At 46.3% G+C, this 22,255-nt stretch carries 20 protein-coding genes and 1 tRNA gene; 14 read left to right on the forward strand and 7 right to left on the reverse strand.

The annotated features are described in order from the left end of the window. Nucleotides 1-160: 160 nt before the first annotated feature. Complete coding sequence (locus EYA81_RS07995) at nucleotides 161-1,093, forward strand: acyltransferase (RefSeq protein WP_117601403.1); 933 nt, start codon at nucleotides 161-163, stop codon at nucleotides 1,091-1,093. Between the two features lie 235 nt (nucleotides 1,094-1,328). Here the strand turns inward: EYA81_RS07995 and EYA81_RS08000 are convergent, their stop codons facing one another. The 3 genes from EYA81_RS08000 to EYA81_RS08010 form a co-directional block, all read right to left on the reverse strand. Next, nucleotides 1,329-1,757 (reverse strand): hypothetical protein, encoded by a 429-nt coding sequence (locus EYA81_RS08000; RefSeq protein WP_117713745.1) that lies wholly within the window; start codon nucleotides 1,755-1,757, stop codon nucleotides 1,329-1,331. 179 nt (nucleotides 1,758-1,936) lie between these two features. Next, complete coding sequence (locus EYA81_RS08005) at nucleotides 1,937-3,592, reverse strand: IS1182 family transposase (RefSeq protein WP_118434923.1); 1,656 nt, start codon at nucleotides 3,590-3,592, stop codon at nucleotides 1,937-1,939. 157 nt (nucleotides 3,593-3,749) lie between these two features. Continuing rightward, nucleotides 3,750-4,601, reverse strand: a complete 852-nt coding sequence (locus EYA81_RS08010; protein WP_165491368.1) for a PepSY-like domain-containing protein — start codon at nucleotides 4,599-4,601, stop codon at nucleotides 3,750-3,752. 165 nt (nucleotides 4,602-4,766) lie between these two features. On the opposite strand from EYA81_RS08010, the gene metG reads away from it, so the two are divergent. The 7 genes from metG to EYA81_RS08045 all read left to right on the forward strand — a co-directional run bounded on the left by metG (nucleotide 4,767) and on the right by EYA81_RS08045 (nucleotide 13,266). Next, nucleotides 4,767-6,809: a methionine--tRNA ligase gene (metG, locus tag EYA81_RS08015; protein ID WP_131225603.1), complete on the forward strand. Its 2,043-nt coding sequence runs from the start codon at nucleotides 4,767-4,769 to the stop codon at nucleotides 6,807-6,809. Between the two features lie 92 nt (nucleotides 6,810-6,901). After that, complete coding sequence (locus tag EYA81_RS08020; RefSeq protein WP_117713744.1) at nucleotides 6,902-8,347, forward strand: lipopolysaccharide biosynthesis protein; 1,446 nt, start codon at nucleotides 6,902-6,904, stop codon at nucleotides 8,345-8,347. Further along, nucleotides 8,344-9,255 (forward strand): beta-1,6-N-acetylglucosaminyltransferase, encoded by a 912-nt coding sequence (locus EYA81_RS08025; protein WP_087333210.1) that lies wholly within the window; start codon nucleotides 8,344-8,346, stop codon nucleotides 9,253-9,255. Before EYA81_RS08020 ends, EYA81_RS08025 begins: the two co-directional genes overlap by 4 nt. A gap of 64 nt (nucleotides 9,256-9,319) precedes the next feature. Beyond that, the gene (locus EYA81_RS08030) at nucleotides 9,320-10,189 is read left to right on the forward strand and encodes a phosphorylcholine transferase LicD (protein ID WP_005834345.1); all 870 of its coding nucleotides are present in this window, start codon (nucleotides 9,320-9,322) and stop codon (nucleotides 10,187-10,189) included. 15 nt (nucleotides 10,190-10,204) lie between these two features. Further along, nucleotides 10,205-11,221 (forward strand): hypothetical protein, encoded by a 1,017-nt coding sequence (locus EYA81_RS08035; protein WP_016272354.1) that lies wholly within the window; start codon nucleotides 10,205-10,207, stop codon nucleotides 11,219-11,221. A gap of 40 nt (nucleotides 11,222-11,261) precedes the next feature. After that, nucleotides 11,262-12,527, forward strand: coding sequence for a glycosyltransferase family 4 protein (locus tag EYA81_RS08040; RefSeq protein WP_008662500.1), 1,266 nt, complete (start codon nucleotides 11,262-11,264; stop codon nucleotides 12,525-12,527). After that, entirely contained in the window at nucleotides 12,520-13,266 is a 747-nt protein-coding gene (locus tag EYA81_RS08045) for a glycosyltransferase family 2 protein (RefSeq protein WP_117964630.1), read from the forward strand. The genes EYA81_RS08040 and EYA81_RS08045 overlap by 8 nt, the downstream gene beginning before the upstream one ends. A gap of 266 nt (nucleotides 13,267-13,532) precedes the next feature. Here the strand turns inward: EYA81_RS08045 and EYA81_RS08050 are convergent, their stop codons facing one another. After that, nucleotides 13,533-14,249 carry an NAD-dependent deacylase gene (locus EYA81_RS08050; RefSeq protein WP_117601410.1) on the reverse strand — a complete coding sequence of 239 codons (717 nt, stop codon included), beginning with the start codon at nucleotides 14,247-14,249 and terminating at the stop codon, nucleotides 13,533-13,535. A gap of 182 nt (nucleotides 14,250-14,431) precedes the next feature. On the opposite strand from EYA81_RS08050, the gene EYA81_RS08055 reads away from it, so the two are divergent. The 6 genes from EYA81_RS08055 (at nucleotide 14,432) to EYA81_RS08080 (ending at nucleotide 18,503) form a co-directional block, all read left to right on the forward strand. Further along, nucleotides 14,432-15,025 carry an FKBP-type peptidyl-prolyl cis-trans isomerase gene (locus tag EYA81_RS08055; RefSeq protein WP_138346247.1) on the forward strand — a complete coding sequence of 198 codons (594 nt, stop codon included), beginning with the start codon at nucleotides 14,432-14,434 and terminating at the stop codon, nucleotides 15,023-15,025. Between the two features lie 18 nt (nucleotides 15,026-15,043). After that, nucleotides 15,044-15,910, forward strand: coding sequence for an FKBP-type peptidyl-prolyl cis-trans isomerase (locus EYA81_RS08060; protein ID WP_119961463.1), 867 nt, complete (start codon nucleotides 15,044-15,046; stop codon nucleotides 15,908-15,910). A gap of 230 nt (nucleotides 15,911-16,140) precedes the next feature. Next, nucleotides 16,141-16,605 (forward strand): Lrp/AsnC family transcriptional regulator, encoded by a 465-nt coding sequence (locus EYA81_RS08065; RefSeq protein ID WP_005830846.1) that lies wholly within the window; start codon nucleotides 16,141-16,143, stop codon nucleotides 16,603-16,605. A 9-nt stretch (nucleotides 16,606-16,614) separates the two neighbouring features. Then, complete coding sequence (locus EYA81_RS08070; protein ID WP_005834338.1) at nucleotides 16,615-16,926, forward strand: DUF4491 family protein; 312 nt, start codon at nucleotides 16,615-16,617, stop codon at nucleotides 16,924-16,926. Nucleotides 16,927-17,018: 92 nt separating this feature from the next. Further along, nucleotides 17,019-17,092, forward strand: a tRNA-Ile gene (locus EYA81_RS08075). A 142-nt stretch (nucleotides 17,093-17,234) separates the two neighbouring features. After that, nucleotides 17,235-18,503: a phage integrase SAM-like domain-containing protein gene (locus EYA81_RS08080; RefSeq protein WP_117713772.1), complete on the forward strand. Its 1,269-nt coding sequence runs from the start codon at nucleotides 17,235-17,237 to the stop codon at nucleotides 18,501-18,503. Between the two features lie 206 nt (nucleotides 18,504-18,709). Here EYA81_RS08080 and EYA81_RS19545 read toward each other — a convergent pair whose 3' ends face one another. From EYA81_RS19545 to EYA81_RS08095, 3 genes are all read right to left on the reverse strand, one after another. Continuing rightward, nucleotides 18,710-19,159 (reverse strand): hypothetical protein, encoded by a 450-nt coding sequence (locus tag EYA81_RS19545; protein ID WP_227186979.1) that lies wholly within the window; start codon nucleotides 19,157-19,159, stop codon nucleotides 18,710-18,712. 9 nt (nucleotides 19,160-19,168) lie between these two features. Next, nucleotides 19,169-19,822 (reverse strand): hypothetical protein, encoded by a 654-nt coding sequence (locus EYA81_RS19550; protein ID WP_227186981.1) that lies wholly within the window; start codon nucleotides 19,820-19,822, stop codon nucleotides 19,169-19,171. A gap of 315 nt (nucleotides 19,823-20,137) precedes the next feature. Continuing rightward, on the reverse strand, nucleotides 20,138-22,237 hold the full coding sequence (locus tag EYA81_RS08095; protein ID WP_227186982.1) for a family 20 glycosylhydrolase: 2,100 nt from the start codon (nucleotides 22,235-22,237) through the stop codon (nucleotides 20,138-20,140). Nucleotides 22,238-22,255: the final 18 nt, after the last annotated feature.

The raw sequence follows: 22,255 nt of genomic DNA on the forward strand, positions 1-22,255 counted from the left end.
TTACATTAAGTTAGTGATTCATGCACAAATATACATTTTCCATACATAAAAGCAATCGGTAAAAGAGAAAATAAGCTTAATCCCTTTGCAAAATATAAATAAGTTTACGGAAGTATATATATTTGTGCCATCAATAACAATACGCAGAAAACTACCCCATATGGAAAGCCGTGTCAAAGAGATAGATTATCTGAAATGCATCTTCATCACCCTGATGATTATCTTCCACCTTGTATATATAGGTGACAAGTATCCGTATGCGAAACAAATCGTCTATACGTTCCACATGTCCGCTTTCCTGATTATTTCGGGCTATCTGGCCAATAACCGGAAGGATGCCCGAAGCTTTCTCCGCAAGTTTCTATGGATTTTCATTCCGTATGCCTGCATGGAGGCGGCCTATACGGTGATGTCGCATTTCCTGCCCGTACGCGAAAGTGTAGATGCCATTACTCCTGCTATATTACTCGACAAGATATTCCTCCATCCGATGGGGCCTTACTGGTATCTGCATACACTGATTCTGTGCAGCCTCATCTATTATATCACATTCCGCTATGTACGGCTGTCGGTTGTCTCCCGGCTGGTTGTGGCCGGTGTCTGCCTGTTTGCCCTTTCCCATTGGGGAGGATTGATGAACTTCTCCAATGCCCTCTATTTCCTTATCGGCATGACAGTGAGCCAAAGCGGGCTTCGTTTTACACAAGTCTTTCGCGCCACAACCTTCGCCATTGTTCCATTCGTAATACTATGCTGCTTTCCCGCCAATCTGGATAGGGGTACTCTGGCAGGAGTCGCCATCACCTGGCTTTCCATCAGCCTGTTGTTGGCAGTCTACAATTATCTGCCGGCACAAGCCAAGCGGCTTTCCTTCTTTATAGGACGCAATACGTTGGTCATACTCCTTTTCTCGCCCATTTTCACCATTCTGTCCAAAGCGTTTCTACCCGTATTTGCCTTCGACCCTACGGGGATACTGTTCCTTGTCACTGCTACCGTCTTCACTCTTAGCGGCTGCATGAGTATGGCATGGGCTATGGACAAGATGCACGTTTCCAAATTCTTCTTCGGGAAAAGGAGTATATTGTGCTGAGACGAAATCATCAGATGATAAACAGTAATTCAAGGCAAACTTTTCAGCCAAATCCCCATAGATAGACTGGAGCATTCTCTTCCAGCACCCCAGCCAATACCCGCTCCGCCTGCCCTACCTCGATCACCGTTTCATATTGCTAGCCAGTTCAGCAATGTCTGCATATACCAGACATAGCCTTCGAAACGCCGATACAGCCATATAATCGAAATTCTCCTTCAAAGTCTGCTCGGACTTATCCAGTACAAAATTCAAAGATACGGTAGGTATAGCTCATCAGTACTAACCATCGGATGGCAAGAACGGAAAAAAACAGTTTGTGCAACACCATTTCACTAAGCGTATCCAACTGTCCAAGTACTGTTTTTGCCAGCAAGCAAACAGAAGCAGGCAAATTCCGCGTGGCAAATATGTCCATATAAAAAACAAGCAACATCATCTTTCGCCTGACGCTGCTGCATATTATAGAACACGTCTTTATGAACCCCGTTTTTCCAATACGCTGGAAAGTAATCAAGGCAATGTTTCTACCATTCTCCAATGCAGAAAGCATCTTTTCCGTTTCCTCCGTTTGGTCGCAAAAGTATCGGAGAGAGGCATAGCCATAAATCAGAAAAGGATTTCTCAGTTCTAAGCCGACTTGTTTCACACCTAATGATTCCACGTTTTGCGTTACACACTTTACATAATGCAAAATATGTTTATATGATAACTCCAGTTACCCCAACAGTAACTCCATTTACACTATAAGGTAACGACCGTTCATGGAATAAAGAAGGTGTGTCGTAATGCACGATGCACCTTCTTTCTTGTTTATCACCGATATAAATCGGTTTATTTTCTTCAAGCTGCGATAATTCGAAGATTTCTTTGATTTATGTGTCTCCAGCATCTAAATAAAGCGACAGTAAGCTCATAAAACCATCCTATCAGCCAGTTCATACCTTCTTTTGTCAGTTTTGCACACATCTTTTTTATATTGAAGGCAATGGCTAGGAAGGCAAAGTCCATGAAGACCTTGTCCTTTCCAAAATGTCGGAAACGTTTGTAGTTCATATTGTTTTTAATTTGTCCGAACACGGCTTCCGGTTCTATGCATCTCTGCCCTCTGTGTTTCAGTCCTTTCTCTGAGCAGAGCAGTTCTTTGGCTCTCCGCTTGTATTGTCTAAGCCTATGATTCAGTTCTATCGTCCTGTTTCCTTTTGCTTTAAAACAGCGGCATCGCAGGGGACAGCCTTCACACCTGACAGCTCTGTACCGTGCATTTTCGCTGACATATCCGGATGCGGTTTTCACATTCCTGGTGCCTATCCTCCGCATCCTTTGCCCCATAGGACAGATGCAGAAGTCATGTTCTTCATTGTAGTAGAAGTTTTCGGCCTTGAACGGGTCCGGTTTGAATCTCGGCCGCTGCTCCATGTGGAAATAGTTGTACTTTACGTAGGCTTCCATGCCGTTTTCGGACATGAAGCGGTAATTCTCTTCGGAGCCATAGCCGGAATCAGCAACCACCGTATGGGCCATCCGGTCATACCTGTTTGAAAAAGATTGCAGGAAAGGAATCAGGGTCAGTGTATCCGTAGGGTTCGGGAAGAGTGCAAAATCGGTGATGAACTGATTTTCGGTGCCGATTTGAAGGTTGTAACCGGGCTTCGTCTGTCCGTTGCGCATGGCATCCTCCTTCATTCTCATAAAAGTAGCGTCCTTGTCCGTCTTGGAATAGGAATTCCTCTCTTGCAGTGTTTCCAGATGGCAGTCGTATTCCTGCAGTTTGTCCCTGTGTTCTTCCAGTTCCTTCAGCTGTTTGCGTTTCTTTTTCAGTTCAGTCTTTTCCTCTTTCGCGGATGGCTCGGAAACCTGTTCCAATGCATGACGCAATTCTCCTGCCATTTCAGTCAGCATGGCCGGAGTGAACTCAACCTCCTCATTGTTCTCTGATGACTTCTCCCGGGCAATGACATCGTCTATCTGCCCTAACAGGACATGTATCTTCTTCATCAGGCGTTCACGGTTCCGCTCAACCGTTTTTCGCCAGACGAAAGTGTACTTGTTGGCTTTGGATTCGATCTTTGTCCCGTCAATGTATTCCACATTCAGGCTGATGAAGCCTTTGGAAGAGAGAAGAAGTACGGTTTGCGTAAACACCTCGTTGATTTCCTTCTTCACCCGGTTGCGGAAACGGTTGATGGTAATGAAATCCGGTTTCTCATATCCGGCCAGCCAGATATAATGGATGTCACGGTGAAGAAGCTTTTCAATTTTCCGGCAGGAGTAGATGTTGTTCATATAGGCATACAGAATGACCTTGAGCATCATCTTGGGGTGGTAAGGGCTGCGGCCGCATTCCTTATACAGCTTTCTGAAACTTTCAAGATTCAAGCCCTCAACCAGGGCGTCAACCATGCGCACCGGATCGTTTTCTGCAATATCCTCATCAATTCTTTGAGGAAAAAGAACGGTTTGGTTGGGAATGTAAGGACGAAAATGTATCTTTGTCATAGTGAAATTCTTATGCCTAAAGATACAGAATCTTTAGGTAATAACAAAGCCCCAGCTTGTGAAAGTCGGGGCTTTGTACGTAAAATAATGAAGGTGTGCATTTTGACACACCTTCTTACATTAGAAGGTAAGCAATCGATAAATACACTGTATAAGACTATGGCAGTATTTCACCTTCCGCTGTCACCTTTACGTAGATTTCCCTTTCCCCTTGCTCCATCTCTACCAAAAAGTAACTGCCATCGGGAGTCTCAATAAAGTCGGCATCATCAATGACATAACCAGGATGGGCAGCCATAACAGCGTTCTTCACTACATCCTCCAGATGCCTCTTGCTGATGTCCCAGGTAGTATAGGCCCATGCACCCTCAGCGGTGAACATCACATCCTTGCTGATATTTCCATGCACGATTTCGACTTCTGTCATACCGCTCTTTTCTTTTTCAATATCCACAATGCGGGCATTAGGATATTTCTCTGCTATAAAATCCTTGATGGCGGTGGAAATATCAGAAGGGAGATAATCTTCGGGAGAACCGCCGTTGTGCGCATCGGCCACTTCTTTCACCAGAATGCCGTCTTCCGAATAATAGAGGTCCATTTCCTGATTACCTTTCTCCACTTCGATGATGTAGACAACAGCCATTTCCTTACGTTCCAGCTTGTCTACATCTTCCACCTTCCATACATTATAATAGGTACTACTCTCGTAAGAGCTTCTCACCGGAGCGGGAAGGTCCGCATAACGGAGGTCGGTTTCGGTCATCTGCCATACACCGTCTTTGGTGAACCAAGCCTCCTTCTCGAAATTGTCCTCATGGAAATCGGCCACATAATATGCACCTTTTGTTTCCCATTCTATACGCTGAGCATTGGGATGCTCCTTGGCCAACGCATTACTCAGTTCCGCGGGCACGGAGATTCCGTCGTTGTCGTCATCATCACAGCTTTGCAAGGCAAAGGCAAACACGCCTAACGCCAATAATAAGAAGTACTTTTCCAGTTTCATAGTCATTTCATTTTTTACATTATCAATATCAAATTTGTTCGTTTCGTAGGACAAAGATGAGGCCTAAATCTGGAAAGAATCTGGAAGAATACTCATATTTTGCAGAAAACAGCTATCTTTGTGCCACTAAAAGCGTTCATAACAAAAGAGATACATAATAACACAATGGAAAAGAAATTCAAACGTACCACCGTGACCTCGGCATTGCCGTATGCCAACGGCCCGGTTCATATCGGACACCTGGCAGGCGTTTATGTTCCTGCCGACATCTACGTCCGCTACCTGAGACTGAAAAAGGAAGATGTAATCTTCATCGGCGGCTCCGACGAACACGGAGTGCCCATCACCATCCGCGCCAAGAAGGAAGGCATCACCCCGCAAGACGTGGTGGACCGCTATCATACACTTATAAAGAAGTCTTTCGAAGAGTTCGGCGTCTCCTTCGACGTGTACAGCCGTACTACTTCAAAGACGCATCACGACACGGCTTCCGACTTCTTCCGCAAGCTGTACGATAAGGGAGAATTCATCGAAAAGACCAGCATGCAGTATTACGACGAAGAAGCCAAGACCTTCCTTGCCGACCGCTACATCACCGGCGAGTGCCCCCACTGCCATGCCGAAGGCGCTTACGGTGACCAATGCGAGAAGTGCGGCACCAGCCTCAGCCCCATGGACCTGATTAATCCGAAGAGTGCCATCAGTGGCAGCCAGCCCGTAATGCGCGAGACAAAGCACTGGTATCTGCCGCTGGACAAGCACGAGGAATGGCTTCGCCAATGGATTCTGGAAGACCATAAGGAGTGGCGTCCCAATGTTTATGGCCAATGCAAGAGCTGGCTCGACATGGGCTTGCAGCCGCGTGCCGTGAGCCGCGACCTGGATTGGGGTATTCCCGTTCCCGTAGAGGGTGCCGAGGGCAAAGTGCTCTATGTATGGTTCGACGCCCCTATCGGCTACATCAGCAACACCAAAGAATTGCTGCCCGACACATGGGAGAAATGGTGGAAAGACCCCGAAACGCGTCTGGTACACTTCATCGGAAAAGACAATATCGTGTTCCACTGCATCGTGTTCCCCGCCATGCTGAAGGCAGAGGGTAGCTACATCCTGCCGGACAACGTGCCGAGCAACGAGTTCCTGAACCTGGAGGGCGACAAGATTTCCACTTCACGCAACTGGGCAGTATGGCTGCACGAGTATCTCGTTGACTTCCCCGGTAAGCAGGATGTGCTGCGCTACGTGCTGACAGCCAACGCACCGGAGACAAAAGACAACGACTTCACCTGGAAGGACTTTCAGGCACGCAATAACAACGAACTGGTTGCCGTTTATGGCAACTTCGTGAACCGCGCCCTGCAACTCACCAAGAAGTACTTCGACAGCGTAGTACCCGCCGCAGGCGAACTGAACGACTACGACCGCGAGACGCTGAAAGAATTTGCCGACGTCAAGGCAGAAGTGGAGAAGTTACTGGACGTATTCAAGTTCCGCGACGCACAAAAGGAAGCGATGAACCTTGCCCGCATCGGAAACAAATACCTTGCCGACACCGAACCGTGGAAACTTGCCAAGACAGACATGGAGCGCGTAGCCACCATTCTCCACATCTCGTTGCAGTTGGTCGCCAACCTTGCCATTGCTTTCGAACCGTTCCTGCCCTTCAGCAGCGAGAAGCTTCGCAAGATGCTGAACATGGACAGCTTTGACTGGGCAGAGCTGGGACACACCGACCTGTTGCCTGCCGGACACCAGCTGGGCACCCCCGAACTGCTGTTCGAAAAGATAGAGGACGACGTCATCCAGGCACAAGTGGACAAGCTGCTTGCCACCAAGAAGGCAAACGAAGCCGCCACCTACAAGGCAAACCCCATCAAGCCGACCATCGCCTTCGAAGACTTTGAAAAGCTGGATATCCGCGTAGGTACAGTGCTTGAATGCGAGGCAGTGCCCAAGATGAAGAAGCTGCTGAAGTTCAAGATTGCCGACGGGCTGGAAAACCGCACCATCGTCAGCGGCATTGCCCAGCACTACAAACCGGAAGAACTGGTAGGCAAGCAAGTGCTGTTCATCGCCAACCTCGCTCCACGCCAATTCAAGAACGGGCTGGTAAGTGAAGGAATGATTCTCTCTGCCGAGAATTATGACGGCTCGCTGGCGGTGACTTCACTGCTGAAAGAGGTGAAACCGGGCAGCGAGGTGAAATAAAGCAGTAACAAGGTAACGAGTTAACAAGGCTACAGGGAGGAAGGAAAAGCCTCGTGGCCTTGTTAACTCGTTGGCTTATCAACCAATAAACTATGTCCGATACATCACTCAAAGAAAAAACAGCCAAAGGCCTCTTCTGGGGAGGATTCAGCAACGGCATACAGCAGTTGTTAAATCTGGGATTCGGAATAGTCCTTGCCCGTCTGCTGGATGCTTCGGATTATGGTATGGTAGGGATGCTTACCATTTTCTCCGCCATTGCCGCCGCCTTGCAGGAGGGTGGGTTCATTTCGGCACTGACCAACCGGAAGGAGACTTTGCACAAGGATTACAACGCCGTGTTCTGGTTCAGCCTGATGTGCAGCACTACTATATATATATTACTCTTCTTTGCCGCACCGCTGATTGCCGACTTCTACGATACGCCCGAGCTGATACCGCTGTCCCGTCTCTCTTTCCTCGGATTCGTCATCTCAAGCATGAGCATCGCACCGAGAGCGTATCTGTTCAAGAATCTCAGAATCAAGGACACTACCATCATCTCCATTTCGAGTCTGATAGTCTCCGGCATTGTGGGCATCACACTGGCTGCCAACGGATTCGCCTATTGGGGGATTGCATTGCAAAGCATCTCTTTCATCACCGTAATGACGATTCTTAACTTCTACTTCTCGCGTTGGAGACCCCACTTCCGGTTCGACTTCACACCCATTAAGGAGATGATAGGGTTCAGCAGTAAGATAATCATTACGAATATCTTCACCATAATCAATAACAATTTGTTTTCCGTCTTGTTGGGTAAGTTCTACTCGGAACGGGAAGTGGGTAACTTTACGCAGGCAAACAAGTGGAACGGCATGGGACATACCACGATTACGGGCATGATAAACGGCATTGCACAACCCGTCTTTACCCGTGTTGCCGATGACAAGGCACGGCAACTTGCCGTATTCAGAAAGCTGTTGCGCTTCACCGCCTTTATCTCTTTCCCCGCCATGCTGGGATTGAGTTTGGTTTCGAAGGAACTGATTGTTATCACTATCACGGAGAAGTGGCTGCCCAGTGCCGATATCTTGCAACTGTTATGTATTTGGGGAGCATTTATTCCCGTCATCAATCTGTTCTCCAACCTGCTCATCAGCCGGGGGCATTCTTCTATCTATATGTGGAGCACCATCAGCTTGAGCCTGCTGCAAATAGTAGCTGTATGTGCCATATACCCATACGGATTGGAGTGGATGCTGCGTATTTTCGTCATTATCAATATCGGCTGGCTATTTGTATGGTTCCGTTTTGTCAAGAGGGAGATAGGATTAAGACTGCGCGATATGCTGAAAGACATCTCTCCTTATCTCTCCCTATCCATTGTACTCGTAGTATCAACTCACTATGCCACTCAGCCCATAGAAAACCTATACTTAAATATGGCAGCCAAAATCATTATGGTAGCTGGGCTTTATGCACTGGTTTTGTGGAAACTACAATCTACCATCTTCCGGGAAAGCATTGAATTCCTCTTAAAGAAAAAAAGAGCATGAGCCGCATAGCCTACATCATATCCGCCTACAAGGATGCCCCACACTTGGCACGCCTGGTTGCCGCACTGGATGACCGGGCAGACTTCTACGTGCACATCGACCTCAATGCCGATATACACCCTTTTGAAGAAGCCTTGGGAGACAAGGTCACTTTCGTGCCCCGCCACCGGATAAGCTGGGGAGGATGGGAACAAGTGGAATACCAGAAAGAATTGCTTGCTGCCGTATTGCACAGCGGTATCCCCTATACCCGCGTAGTATGCCTGAGCGGGCAGGACTACCCATTATGGAGCAACAACGCCATCCACCGCTATTTTGAGGAGCATCAAGACACTGAATTCATCGGCGGTTTCAACCTGACACACTGCACCGTGAAACAGCAGTTGCACAAGATAACCCATTACCACCCTTTCCGTGACCTGCCTTGGAAGAGTATATGGTGGAAGAACAAACTCATCGTAGCATCGCGCAAGCTGGTACAGATACTCCCCATCCGGAAAGCCCCTTTTGCACCCTTGGAAGGCAAGCAGGCAGATGTCTATTTCGGTTCCGACTATTGGGCCATCACGTTGCCCTGCGCACGATATGTATATGAAAAGTTGTGCACGGAGGAGAAGCTGGTGAAGTATTTCAGAACCAGCTTTGTACCCAGCGAACTGTGCATACAGACCATCGTATTCAACTCCCCTTTTGCCTCAAAAGGGCTTCTTTTAGAGGGAGAATACCCCGGACTTACCCGTCTCACCCCCTTGCACTACATAGACTACGGCGCATCCATCCGCGTGATGACACTCGAGGACCTGCCGGTATTGCAGCAGTCTGGAAAGATGTTCTGCCGGAAAGTGGTAAGCGGGGAGTCCGACACACTGATAGAAAAACTCAAGTCCGATTTCGCAAAAGAAGATTGAAATGGAAAGTGCTCCTTTCAACTATTATCATTATTTTTGCAGACATCAATCAAAAATGGTATCCATGGTGAAGCAATATACCCCAGAAGAACTGACCCAACTACATCAGGTGCTATACGAAATACTGGAAGAGATTGTGCGCATCTGCGACAAACACAATATTCCCTATTTTGTAATCGGCGGAACAGCAATAGGGGCACTCTATGACAAAGCGATTCTTCCTTGGGATGACGACATAGATATAGGTATGAAACGGGAAGACTACAATAAGTTTCTCCAGATAGCCTCCCAAGAACTGAGAGAACCATACTTTCTTTCATGGATACATACCGACCCTCATAGTCCTTATTACTTTGCCAAAGTCAAGAAAAACAACACCTTGTTTGTCGAAGAGATGTTTAAAGATGTACCTATGCATCAGGGAATCTTTGTCGATATATTCCCTTTTGACCGTATTCCAAACAATAAGCTATTAAGGAAGATACAATATGAAGCCGTCAACTTTCTGAAATGCTGCCTGATGGGAAAAGAGGTATGGCTATGGAAACACTTCGGAAAATGTCAAATATCCAACCCTACCAATCGTGGAGCTGTTGCCTGCCTTCTGAACCGGATAGTTGATATGACACTCTCTAAAAAGACAATCTACCGTTTGATGGTGATAATGCAAAGTTGTTTCAACTCATGGAAAACTTTGTATTACAACAATGTGATTACCACTACCGACCATGTTTTGGAGACGAGTCTCAACCATTTACAACCAATCAAATTCGGTCCACTTTATCTGAAAGCACCTGATGGATTGGAAAACTTTCTACGGTACAACTATCCCACTTTACACCGGTATACAGAAGAAGAGCAGGACAAGATAAACAATCATTATCCGGCAGTTCTTTCTTTCAACATACCAAATGACCATATAGCCACCTCCTAATCCAACAAAATTGCCATGAAACCAGCCCTTGTAGATGTATCTGTACTGATTCTTTTCTTCAACCGCCCCAAACTGCTGGCGCAAGTATTCGAACAAGTGAAGAAAGCACGCCCCGCACGACTGTTTCTCTATCAGGACGGCCCGCGCGGCGAGCGTGACATGCCGGGCATAGAAGCTTGTCGCAAAGTAGTGGCAGACATCGACTGGGAATGCGAAGTACACCACAACTACCAAGAGAAGAACTACGGCTGCGACCCATCGGAATACATGGCACAGAAGTGGGCATTCTCCTTGTCGGACAAATGTATCGTGCTTGAGGATGACGACGTGCCCGCCGTCTCTTTCTTCGGCTTCTGCAAGGAACTGCTCGACAAGTATGAGCACGACACACGCATCAGCATGATTGCCGGATTCAACAACGAGGAGATTACACCCGACATCACTTCCGACTACTTCTTCGCCACCACCTTCTCCATCTGGGGATGGGCGAGCTGGCGGCGGGTGACGGACCAATGGGATGAATTCTACACCTTCCTGGACGACAAGGAGAACATGCGGCAACTGAAGAACCTCATCCACACACGGCGCTACCGCAAAGACTTCATCTACATGTGCCAACGCCACCGCGAACACGGGAAAGCCTATTACGAAACCATCTTCCACGCTTCCATGTTGTTCAATTCGGGTCTGAGCATCGTGCCCACCCGCAACATGATAAACAATCTGGGAGCCACTGCCGACTCCACCCACTTTGCCGGCTCCGTGCACACCATGCCGCGCGGTTACCGCCGCATCTTCACCATGAAACGCCACGAAGTGGAGTTTCCACTGAAGCACCCTCGTCACGTCATCGAGAACACAGCCTACAAGGATAGCGTTTACCGCATCATGGCATGGCGGCATCCCTGGATAAAGATTGCACGGTCGTTCGAGGAACTGGCGTTGAACCTACGGTACGGCAACTTCACCATCATATGGCAAACGCTGCAAAAGCGTATCCGGAAATGGATGAAACAAGACCGGCATCTGTAACAAGAAAAAACATTCAAAAAAGAAGAAACGAACAACAGTCATGAGAGTACTACTTATCAATACATCCGAACGCATCGGCGGCGCAGCCATCGCCGCCAGCCGTCTGATGGAATCACTCAAGAACCACGGCATCAAAGCCAAGCTGCTGGTACGCGACAAGCAGACCGACCAAATCTCCGTTGTGTCACTGGACCATAACTGGCGCATGGTGTGGAAGTTCGTCTGGGAGCGCATCGTCATCTGGAGCGCCAACCGCTTCAACAAGAAGAACATCTTTGCCGTAGACATTGCCAACACGGGGACAGACATCACCTCACTGCCCGAATTCCAGCAAGCAGACGTCATCCATCTGCACTGGATAAACCAAGGGATGCTCTCGCTGAAGAACATCGAGAAGATTCTCGCCTCGGGCAAGCCCGTCGTCTGGACCATGCACGACATGTGGCCCTGCACTGGCATCTGTCACCATGCCCGCGAGTGCACCCACTACCAGCAGGAATGCCACAACTGCCCCTTCATCCACGGAGGTGGAGGCAAACGTGACCTTTCCTACCGCATCTTCCACAAAAAGCAGGCATTGTATCGCAACCGTCACATCAACTTCGTCACCTGCAGCCGCTGGCTGGAAGAACGTGCCCGGACAAGCGCCCTCTTCTGCGGGCATGCCGTGACATGCATCCCCAACCCCATCAACACCAATCTCTTCAAGCCCCGAAACCGGCAGGAAGCCCGCAGCCGTTGCCTACTGCCGCAAGACAAGAAACTCATGCTGTTCGGCTCGGTGAAGATTACGGACAAACGGAAAGGCATCGACTACCTGATAGAATCGTGCCGACTGCTGGCTGACAAGCATCCCGAACTCCGGGAACAGTTGGGTGTCGTCGTCTTCGGCAACCAATCGCAACAACTGGAAAACCTGCTTCCATTCAAAGTCTACCCGCTGAACTTCGTCAGCAACGAACACCAACTGGTGAACATCTACAATGCCGTGGACATCTTCGTGACCCCCTCGCTGGAAGAGAACCTGCCGAACACCATCATGGAAGCCATGGCATGCGGCATTCCCTGCGTCGGATTCAACGTGGGCGGCATCCCTGAGATGATAGACCATCTGCACAACGGCTACGTGGCACAATACAAATCCTCGGAAGACTTTGCCAACGGCATCTACTGGACGCTGACCGAACCCGACTACCCCAGCCTCTCGGAACAAGCCTGCCGGAAAGCCATCTCCCACTATTCGGAGAACGTCGTCGCCAAGAAATACATTGACCTTTACAACAAAGTGACCGGAAGAAATGCATAACCACCCCACCCCGAAATTCAGCATCATCACCGTGACCTACAACGCCGAAGCGGTACTGGAGGACACGATTCAAAGCGTTATCTCGCAAACCTACCACCACGTGGAATACATCATTGTGGACGGTGCGTCCAAAGACGGCACGCTCTCCATCATCGACCGTTACCGCGACCGCATCACCCGCATCGTGAGCGAACCGGACAAGGGACTGTACGACGCCATGAACAAAGGCATCCGCCTTGCCACCGGCGATTACCTCTGCTTCCTCAATGCCGGCGACAGCTTCCACGAGGACGACACCTTGCAGCAGATGGTGCGTTCCATCTCCGGCAACGAACTACCCGACGTGCTGTACGGCGAAACGGAGCTGGTGGACAAGGAAGGCCACTTCATCCGCATGCGCCGCCTCGCCGCCCCGGAAGTGCTTACCTGGCGAAGCTTCAAGCAGGGCATGCTGGTCTGCCATCAGGCCTTCTTTGCCAAAGCTTCCCTTGTAGAACCCTACGACCTGCAATACCGCTTCTCCGCCGACTTCGACTGGTGCATCCAGGTGATGAAGAAGGCACGGACCTTGCACAATACCCATCTCACCCTCATCGACTATCTGGAAGAGGGAATGACCACCCAGAACCGGCAAGCATCCCTGCGCGAACGCTTCCGCATCATGGCGCGGCATTACGGACTGGCGAGTACCATAGCCCATCATGCCTGGTTCGTATTACGGGCCGTGATAAAGAAATAGCACAAGTTTCGAGGGCAAATATACTTTGTTCCCGCAAGACCTATACCTTGTGGGAATCCCCCCCTATACCCAGCTCCCTACAGTATAGGAGTGAGTACCCAAAACATCCCCATGTTTTCACCTAAAACATCCGGATGTAATGGGGCAAAACATCCCCATGTTTTTGGGTAAAACATCCGGGTGTTTTGGAGAAAGACATCCGGATGTTCTGCATATTAAGTCCTATACCGTGAGGGGTTAAGTCCTAAGACGTAGGAGATTAAGTCCTAAGGCAAAGGAGGCTGGGTAGCTGCAAGCAGCGCCTTCAACTCTTTTACCCCTTCCGAAGCTCCCTTTTGAATGACATGTATCGGACGCATGACGTGCGTGTCCACCGGCTTGGGGTCTATCAGATACACTTCGGCGGCACGGGGCACGTAGTTCAGCAGTCCCGCAGCGGGATAAACGTTCAGGCTGGTGCCGATGATGACGAAGATGTCCGCCTGCTCCACATACCGGATGGCAGTTTCAATCTCCGGCACCGACTCGCCAAACCACACGATGAACGGGCGGAGCTGCGTACCGTCGCCCGCCTTGTCGCCCAACTTTACTTCATATTCCTCCGGCGCCAGTTCCTTGACGAAATGCGGATTATAAGGGTCGCGGCTGGAACAAACCTTCGTCAGTTCCCCATGCAAGTGTATCACGTGCGTACTGCCGGCACGCTCGTGCAGATTATCTACGTTCTGGGTGACGACCGTTACATTGAAATCCCTCTCCAGGTCGGCAACGCCCAGATGCCCGGCATTCGGCACCACATCGAGCAACTGCTTGCGACGTTCGTTATAGAAATTAATGACCAGTTCCGGATTACGTGCATACCCCTCGGGAGTCGCCACCTGCTCCACCGGATATTTGTCCCACAGTCCGCCCGCATCACGGAATGTGCTGATGCCGCTCTCGGCGCTCATACCGGCACCCGACAATATGACCAAGTTCTTCATTTTCTGCTCCTTTCCTTTATTAAAGTAAGACAAATATAAGAAGAATGTTCAAGTTGTGATATAAATAAGAAAAATTAAATACTTAAAAGTCTTATCATTCAAATAAAAGACGTACTTTTGCCATTCGTAAATTTGCAATAGACTGGAAAAGAAACCAATCCGGTCGTCAACAAAAGAATCTTATGGATAAATTCAGTTATGCTATCGGCCTTGGAATAGGTCAGAATCTTTTAAGCATGGGTGCCAAAGGCATTGCAGTAGATGACTTTGCACAAGCAATCAAAGACGTTTTGGAGGGCAACCAGACGGCAATCAGCCACACAGAAGCCCGTGACATCGTCAACAAGTACTTCGCCGAACTGGAGGAGAAGATGAACGCAGCAAACATAGAAGCCGGCAAAAAGTTCCTGGAAGAGAACAAAAAACGCGAGGGAGTTGTTACGCTTCCCAGCGGACTTCAATACGAAGTTATCACAGAAGGAAACGTCGGTCACTATGCCAAAGCAACCGACCAGGTACAATGCCACTACGAAGGCACACTGATTGACGGAACGCTGTTCGACAGCTCCATCAAGCGCGGCCAGCCTGCCACGTTCGGTGTAAACCAAGTGATACCCGGTTGGGTGGAAGCCCTTCAGCTTATGCCCGAAGGTGCCAAGTGGAAACTCTACATCCCCAGTGATCTGGCATACGGAGCGCAGGGTGCCGGCGAGATGATTCCCCCCCACAGCACGCTCATATTCGAAGTTGAATTACAGAAAATTTTATCTAAATAAACAACAAGTAAAAGCAAAATGAAAAAAGTAACATTTCTCATGGCTCTTGCAGTAGCTGCCGGCATGGCATCTTGTACTGCTCAAAGTCCGAAAGCTGATTTAAAGACGGACATCGATTCATTGTCTTACGCCATCGGTATGGCACGTACAGAAGGTTTGGACCAGTATCTTGCACAACAAGGCATTGACTCAACCCAGATGTCAGAATTCCTAAAAGGTTTCAACGAGGGTGCAGCCAAAATCGATAAGAAAGACGTGGCCTACATGACCGGCCTGCAAGTAGGCCAGATGGTCAGCAAGCAATGGGTAGAAGGTTTCAACCAGCAAATCTTCGGTAATGACTCTACACAAAGCATCAGCCGCGAAAATATGCTGGCAGGTTTCGTCGCAGGTGTCATTGGCAAGGGTGGTGCCATGGATATGATGAAAGCTCAAGAGTACATGCGCACTCAGATGGATGCCATCAAAGAAAAAGCGACTGCAGAGAAGTATGCTGACAACAAAGCTGCCGGTGAAAAGTTCCTGGCTGAGAACAAGACTAAAGAAGGTGTAGTAACTACTCCGAGCGGTCTACAATACAAAATCATCACCAAGGGTAACGGTGCCGTTCCCGCTGACAGCAGCAAGGTGAAAGTAAACTACAAAGGTACGCTGATTGACGGAACAGAATTCGATAGCTCTTACAAGCGCAACGAACCTGCTACTTTCCGTGCCAACCAGGTAATCAAAGGCTGGACAGAGGCCCTCACCATGATGCCCGTCGGCTCTAAGTGGGAACTCTATATCCCCTACGACCTGGCATACGGTTCAAGAGAAACCGGTAGCCAAATCAAGCCGTTCTCTACTTTGATATTCGAAGTGGAACTGCTGGGTATCGAGAAGTAATGTAACAATCCGAAAGGAGGGGCAAAACCCTCTTGATACTTCTTTTAGGCGCGGATTACGAGGAATAACGCGGATTTGGTAAACTAAATCCGTGAAATCCGCGTAATCCGCGCCTTATCGTTACCCCTCACTTTTATTCATTTTTCCGTCCCTTTTTATAGATAAATTAAAATAAAGTCCTATATTTGCTTACTATTTGATAACAACAAGAACTTTACTTATTTACTATTATGGAAAAAATAGACAATCTTGACCGGCAGATTCTGGAAATCATTTCCCAAAATGCCCGTATCCCTTTCAAGGACGTAGCTGCTGAATGTGGCGTGTCACGTGCTGCCATCCATCAACGTGTACAGCGCCTGATTGACCTTGGCGTTATTGTTGGCTCAGGCTATCATGTAAATCCCAAGTCCCTTGGATACAGAACCTGCACTTACGTAGGAATCAAGCTGGAAAAGGGCTCCATGTATAAGACGGTAGTTGCTGAGCTGGGCAAGATTCCCGAAATCGTAGAATGCCACTTCACCACTGGTCCGTACACCATGCTGACCAAGGTATATGCCCGCGACAACGAGCATCTGATGGATTTGCTGAACAACAAGATGCAGGAGATTCCTGGCGTAACCGCTACCGAGACCTTGATTTCCCTGGAACAGAGCATCAAGAAGGAGATTCCTATTTGCCCCGAGAAATAACGAACAACAATGGATTTCTTGAACGAATATCATCTGTCGGGCCTTGTCATAGGTATCTGCACATTCCTCATCATCGGCTTGTTTCACCCCATAGTTGTGAAAGCCGAATATTATTGGGGCACCAAGTGCTGGTGGATTTTCCTTTTACTCGGCATCGGCGGCATCATTGCCTCCCTTTATACGGAGAACATCATGATAGCCTCCCTTTTGGGCGTCTTTGCATTTTCCTCGTTCTGGACCATCAAGGAGATATTCGAGCAGGAAGAACGAGTGAAAAAAGGCTGGTTTCCCAAGAATCCAAAACGAATTTATAAGTTCTAAGGACAAAGGTTATAAGGAATTTTATCCAAAAGTCTTGCATATTTCAATAGAAAATGCTACTTTTGTCCCCGCTATCCAAGCAAGGATGCATCGGACTTGTAGCTCAGTTGGTTAGAGCAACAGACTCATAATCTGGAGGTCCCTGGTTCAAGCCCAGGCTGGTCCACAAACTAAAAGGCTCATCTCTAACGAGATAGAGCCTTTTTTAGTTCATGGAGACCTCCGATTAAGGGTCTGTTGCTTGGTTATATTTAGTATTGTATTAGGTATTTGTTGACTAATTGTTGACTGATTTAAACATTACTAACATGCTGACTATCAAAGCTGAAATCAAGAAGAGTGAACTAAAAGTTGACGGAACGTACAATGTTAAGATTAGATTTACTTTAGACCGTAAGGTTAAAAGACTATCAACTAATCTATTTATAACTTCAAAAGACCTAACTAAATCCCTCAAATTTAAAGAGGACACTTCCATTAAGAGAGCGATAGATAGACTGGTACTTTATTACAGAGAACAGTGTTTCAAACTGCAATTAGACCAAAATCATTATTCGTTAGATGAGATAATTGAGTTCTTAAACGGAGAACAAGAGAAGCAACAAACCATTGACTTTATAAAGTTCAGTCGTGAGTGGATAGCCTCAACCACTATCAAAGGTGCACCTAACTACACCACTGCCATTAATGCCTTAGTCCGTTTCATAGGTAAAGAGGAATTGGATATTAATTTGATTACCCTTGACTTCTTAGAAAGCTTTAAAGCATTCTTGAATAAAGAACGTGAGATACGGACTAAAAGATTAATGCAGCAGGGTAAACGGGTACCTTCCAATCGTTCACTCTCTCTATATTTGATAAGCATTAAGAAGTTATTCAATGAAGCCAAGAAGAAATACAATAAGAAGGAGAAGAATTTAATCCTAATCCCCAACTCACCCTTCATGGAACTTGAAATACCCAAGCAGGAAGCAACAAGAAAGAGAGCCATATCCGCAGATATTATAAAGAAGCTATGGAAGCTACCCTATAAAGATATGAAGAAAGGCTACAAATCTACCTGCCATTATAATTTGGCAAAGAATTGTTTCATTCTATCATTCTGTCTTATGGGAATCAATTCAGCAGACCTTTACAATGCCACTGAAATGGAAGGTTATACAATCGTCTATAATCGTACCAAGACGAAAGACCGTAGATTGGATAAGGCTCAAATGAAGGTTGACATACCCAGATTAATCCTGCCTCTTGTTGAGAAGTACAAGGATAAGACTGGTAAACGTCTCTTCAATTTCTATCAATACTATGCTGACGAGAAGGATTTCAATAAGGCTATCAACTACGGCTTAAAAGAAATTTGTACAATATTAGAAATTGACGATTTGGAATACTACGCAGCAAGGCATAGTTGGGCTACCATTGCACTTAATAAAGCTGGCATTGATAAATATATAGTCCATGCAGCACTTAACCATATTGACGATGCAATGAAAGTAACGGACATCTATATTGAACGTGATTTCGTAAATGAGAACAAGGCTAATACTAAGGTTGCGAAGTACGTGTTTGGCAAGTAAGCTAATAATTCCCCACTAAAAATCTACTGAGCTATAATTAGTCGCTATCCTTTTTCGGCTTCCACATGCTTCAAAGGTAGAATGCCTAAAAAGGATATCAAATCAACACTTCAGTAATTTAATGGATATCAGTTATATACAAATTAAAACATATAATTATACGCTATCCTATTTCTAGTGTATAAGGGAAATACTAGACTATATATCTAAAAAACGACATCAAACGAAACAAATGCAGGTTCTGGCAGATTCCCCAGCCCGATAATCTTATGCAATTTTGTACACAAAGCCATCTGATAGATTCGTTTATCCAATATCAACTTGGCTATGGGTACTCCCGAGTAATTGAAAACCAGCACCTTGTTCGCCATGGATTTTTGCGGGTCATTATAGTCATACTCGCTTAAAAGTTGATCTAAGTACAAAATATAGATATATTGGTCATCCATTGCCAAATCCAACACCTGCCCAAAGCTTCTTGCCTTACTAAACAAGAGGTTATAGTCTTTACATTCATAAAAAGACCGATCAAAATAAAAGTTCCAGTCTTTTACCATGGTTCCATTTTCCAGGTGGTATTTAGCAAGATACGGCAGTTTGCTAGGCGCAAACACCATATGCCCGTCATGCGCCGACAGATAACCTTTCAAATTCATCCGTGAAGACTAGACAGAAATTTTGTTCCCCACCGGAGATTCGCCGAACCTCTGTAAAGGCTGCAGATTGGCATCCAGTAAGGAAAAGAAACTACCGTCCTTTCCGCACAATAGGGAGACAAAATGCTGTTCATCCAGTCGTACGAAATTATAATCTGCAGGATTGAGCTCACCTTGCACACGCTTATAAGGAGTTTTTTTTCTGGACAGCTCTTCAATTTCAATAGCATTTCCGTTGCCTTTTAGAGACATCACTGCCAACATTTGTATATTGACATCATTCAAACCGAAGGTGTTTTCGTGAGCGTATGTAATTATTGGCTGTAGGAACTCGCCAGGACCATTTCCCAATGAACCCCAAGTATGGATTTTTTTCATACCCGAAGGAATGGAATATACATGGCAAAAATCATTTTGGGCGACATGCGTCATTACCAAGAATGTATCAACACAGTCAATCCATCCCATATTAATCAGCAATTCTGTATCAGATTGCTCACCATCTACTCTAATCTCCTTATCAAAGGCTGGAAATTCTGTTTTAGATTCGAAGCTACAACTTGACAAGAAGCATAGAAGAATGAATATAATAGAAGTTGTTTTCTGCATAAGTACTTCAAAGCAACATGTAGAATAATCAATGAGCCCTACTTTAAGTTTCACTTTACATCTTATTACATATCTGTTGTAACAAGCTAATGGCTAAAAGTGAAATTTAAAGCAGGCTTAATAATTGCACTTTAGCACTAATCATTATATCCAACCAGGCCTTTTGGTATGACCCAGCAAAATATTTTCACCATAATCTCCGTCAGGATATATTACAACCATTGAATATAAATCAGGGAATTATCACTATCCTTTTTCAACTTCCACATGCTTCAAAGATGAAAAAGCATTAGTGTCCACCAATGAATTCTTACAACAAATTAAAGGCAAAGAATAACCTAAAATGGATCCTTGTAACATGAACTCGAATTACTTTTGCAGTACTTTCAAATTTAACAATTGCCCACTAAAATTTCCAGTAAAAGCTAATGGAAAAACAAGAGTGGACTGGTAGTACACCACCTCCTCGCCAATTTTATAAAGTATCTTTTTATCCAAAGTCTGATGTAGTTTTCCATCAATGTATAAACTTGTAGAGGTATGGTCACCTTTAATCACAATTTGTACCCGTTGACCGATAGGAAACATATAATCAAACTCATTTAAATAACCATCTGACCAGAATGCCAATTTTCCAGACTTTGGGCTACTCTGATACAAAATGGCATTGGAAGATTTAAAAAGCACACTGCCCTTATCTGCGGATTTTGCAGTGAAATCAAAAGCCACTTCATAATCATACCCTACTTCTTCTATCAAAAGCTTTTGATTCCTTTTCAACTTCGAGACTTGAAGCACTTTCCCATCCATCGTTTTTACCTTTGCTCCAATATTCACTCCCGGAGCTTCCGACAAAGCACGACGGCAAGAATCAAACCGTGCGAAAGACAAATCATCCACAGCACCGGTCCACATTTTCAAGCTTAATGTCTGCATAGCAGGATACGCACGATGATGAATGTCCTTGAAAGTAATCCCATTTCCAATGTAATCATTCCATACGGCAAACATTCCCCCTTTCACACGCCTATCATTCCGACTAAATATTCTATCATCAAACATATAGGGTTCCCAGTTATTAAAAATCCACTCTATATTCAGGTAATCGTGGTAATAGAGTGCCGTCAATGGTATTATGTACAATTGGCTACATGCCACATTCACCAATCCAAATCCCAATTCGGCCATTTCAAAGGGATCGGCATAACCATTGTACCAAATGTCCAATAGTACCTCGTCAGACTTCACAGGAAGATCTCCTCTGGCATGCGTCAATGCACCCCATGCCACCGCTTTCTTCCCAAAACCCTCCACATATTTAATGTAATAATCAGTAAAAAAGCGAAACTTTTCAACAACATTAGGATCCGAATTATCGTATTCATCTGTACCAATATGCACTTCTTTACCCCTAAACACCGGATTTTCTCCACCTAAATACTCTGCAAACAAGCTGTCCAAGAACAAATAAGTCTCCGGATTAAACAAATCCAGGTGATCCTCTCCGTACTCCTTACTAGCAATTTCCGGCTTATAGCGCGTAAAGGCCAATGAATGCGCAGGCACATCTATTTCCGGCAAGACAGTCACTCCATACTGCTCGGCTAACATCTGAAGTTCAACAAATTCTTTTTTTGAATAATGAGCCCCCTCCGTGGCCAATCCCGGAAACACGGTACTTTCTAATCGGAAAGCTGCGGGTGTTTGCGACCAGTCATTGCCATAGAACTTTTTAAAGCCGTTGTCATTCAAATGAATCTGGAAACAATTCATTTTATAATAGGACATTATCTTCACATAATCCCTCAAAAAGCCAATGGGGACAAATTTACGTCCTACATCCAACATAAATCCACGCTTAGGATAATTGGGCCAATCTACAGCCACTCCCTGCGGCACCGCCCCATCATACTGTTCCATCATTTGAAGAATGGTCCGAGTTCCCCAAAACACTGCCTGCGTCGTTGCACCCGTCAACACCATCCGATCAGACACATCCAAATAATACTTCTCCCGATTCTCTTCTGTTTCTTTTCCAGCCAAAGTCAAAAAAATATCTCCCGAGCAGGCAGAAACGCCTTCCGCCACCTTATATTTCCTGCCAAACATCACTGCTAAATCTTCGGCAAATGTGTTTGCCACCGGATTGAGTTCTGCTGCATAGCGGGGGTCCAACACCAACCGACACGATGAGCGCCAATAGCCATCCCCGCCTTTCCACTCCTGTAATGCCGGTATCACAAATGGCCTAGAATTTTCTGCCTTTAGCCCTGGCACAAATAGTATGCAAGACACTGCTCCCAATAACACACCTGCCTTAAACACCTGCAACACTTTACCAAAGAGAAACTGCCCCAAAAACAAAATAGTCATTTTCACATCACGAAATATCCACCTCATGTAGTTTGGTCCAAAAACATCAATCCAAGCATTATGCTTGGTAATCCATCTATCCAAAGCAAATTCCATACTATTTATTTTAAAGTT

The organism is Bacteroides sp. A1C1 (assembly GCF_004328515.1).
GTDB classification, from domain to species: domain Bacteria; phylum Bacteroidota; class Bacteroidia; order Bacteroidales; family Bacteroidaceae; genus Bacteroides; species Bacteroides uniformis.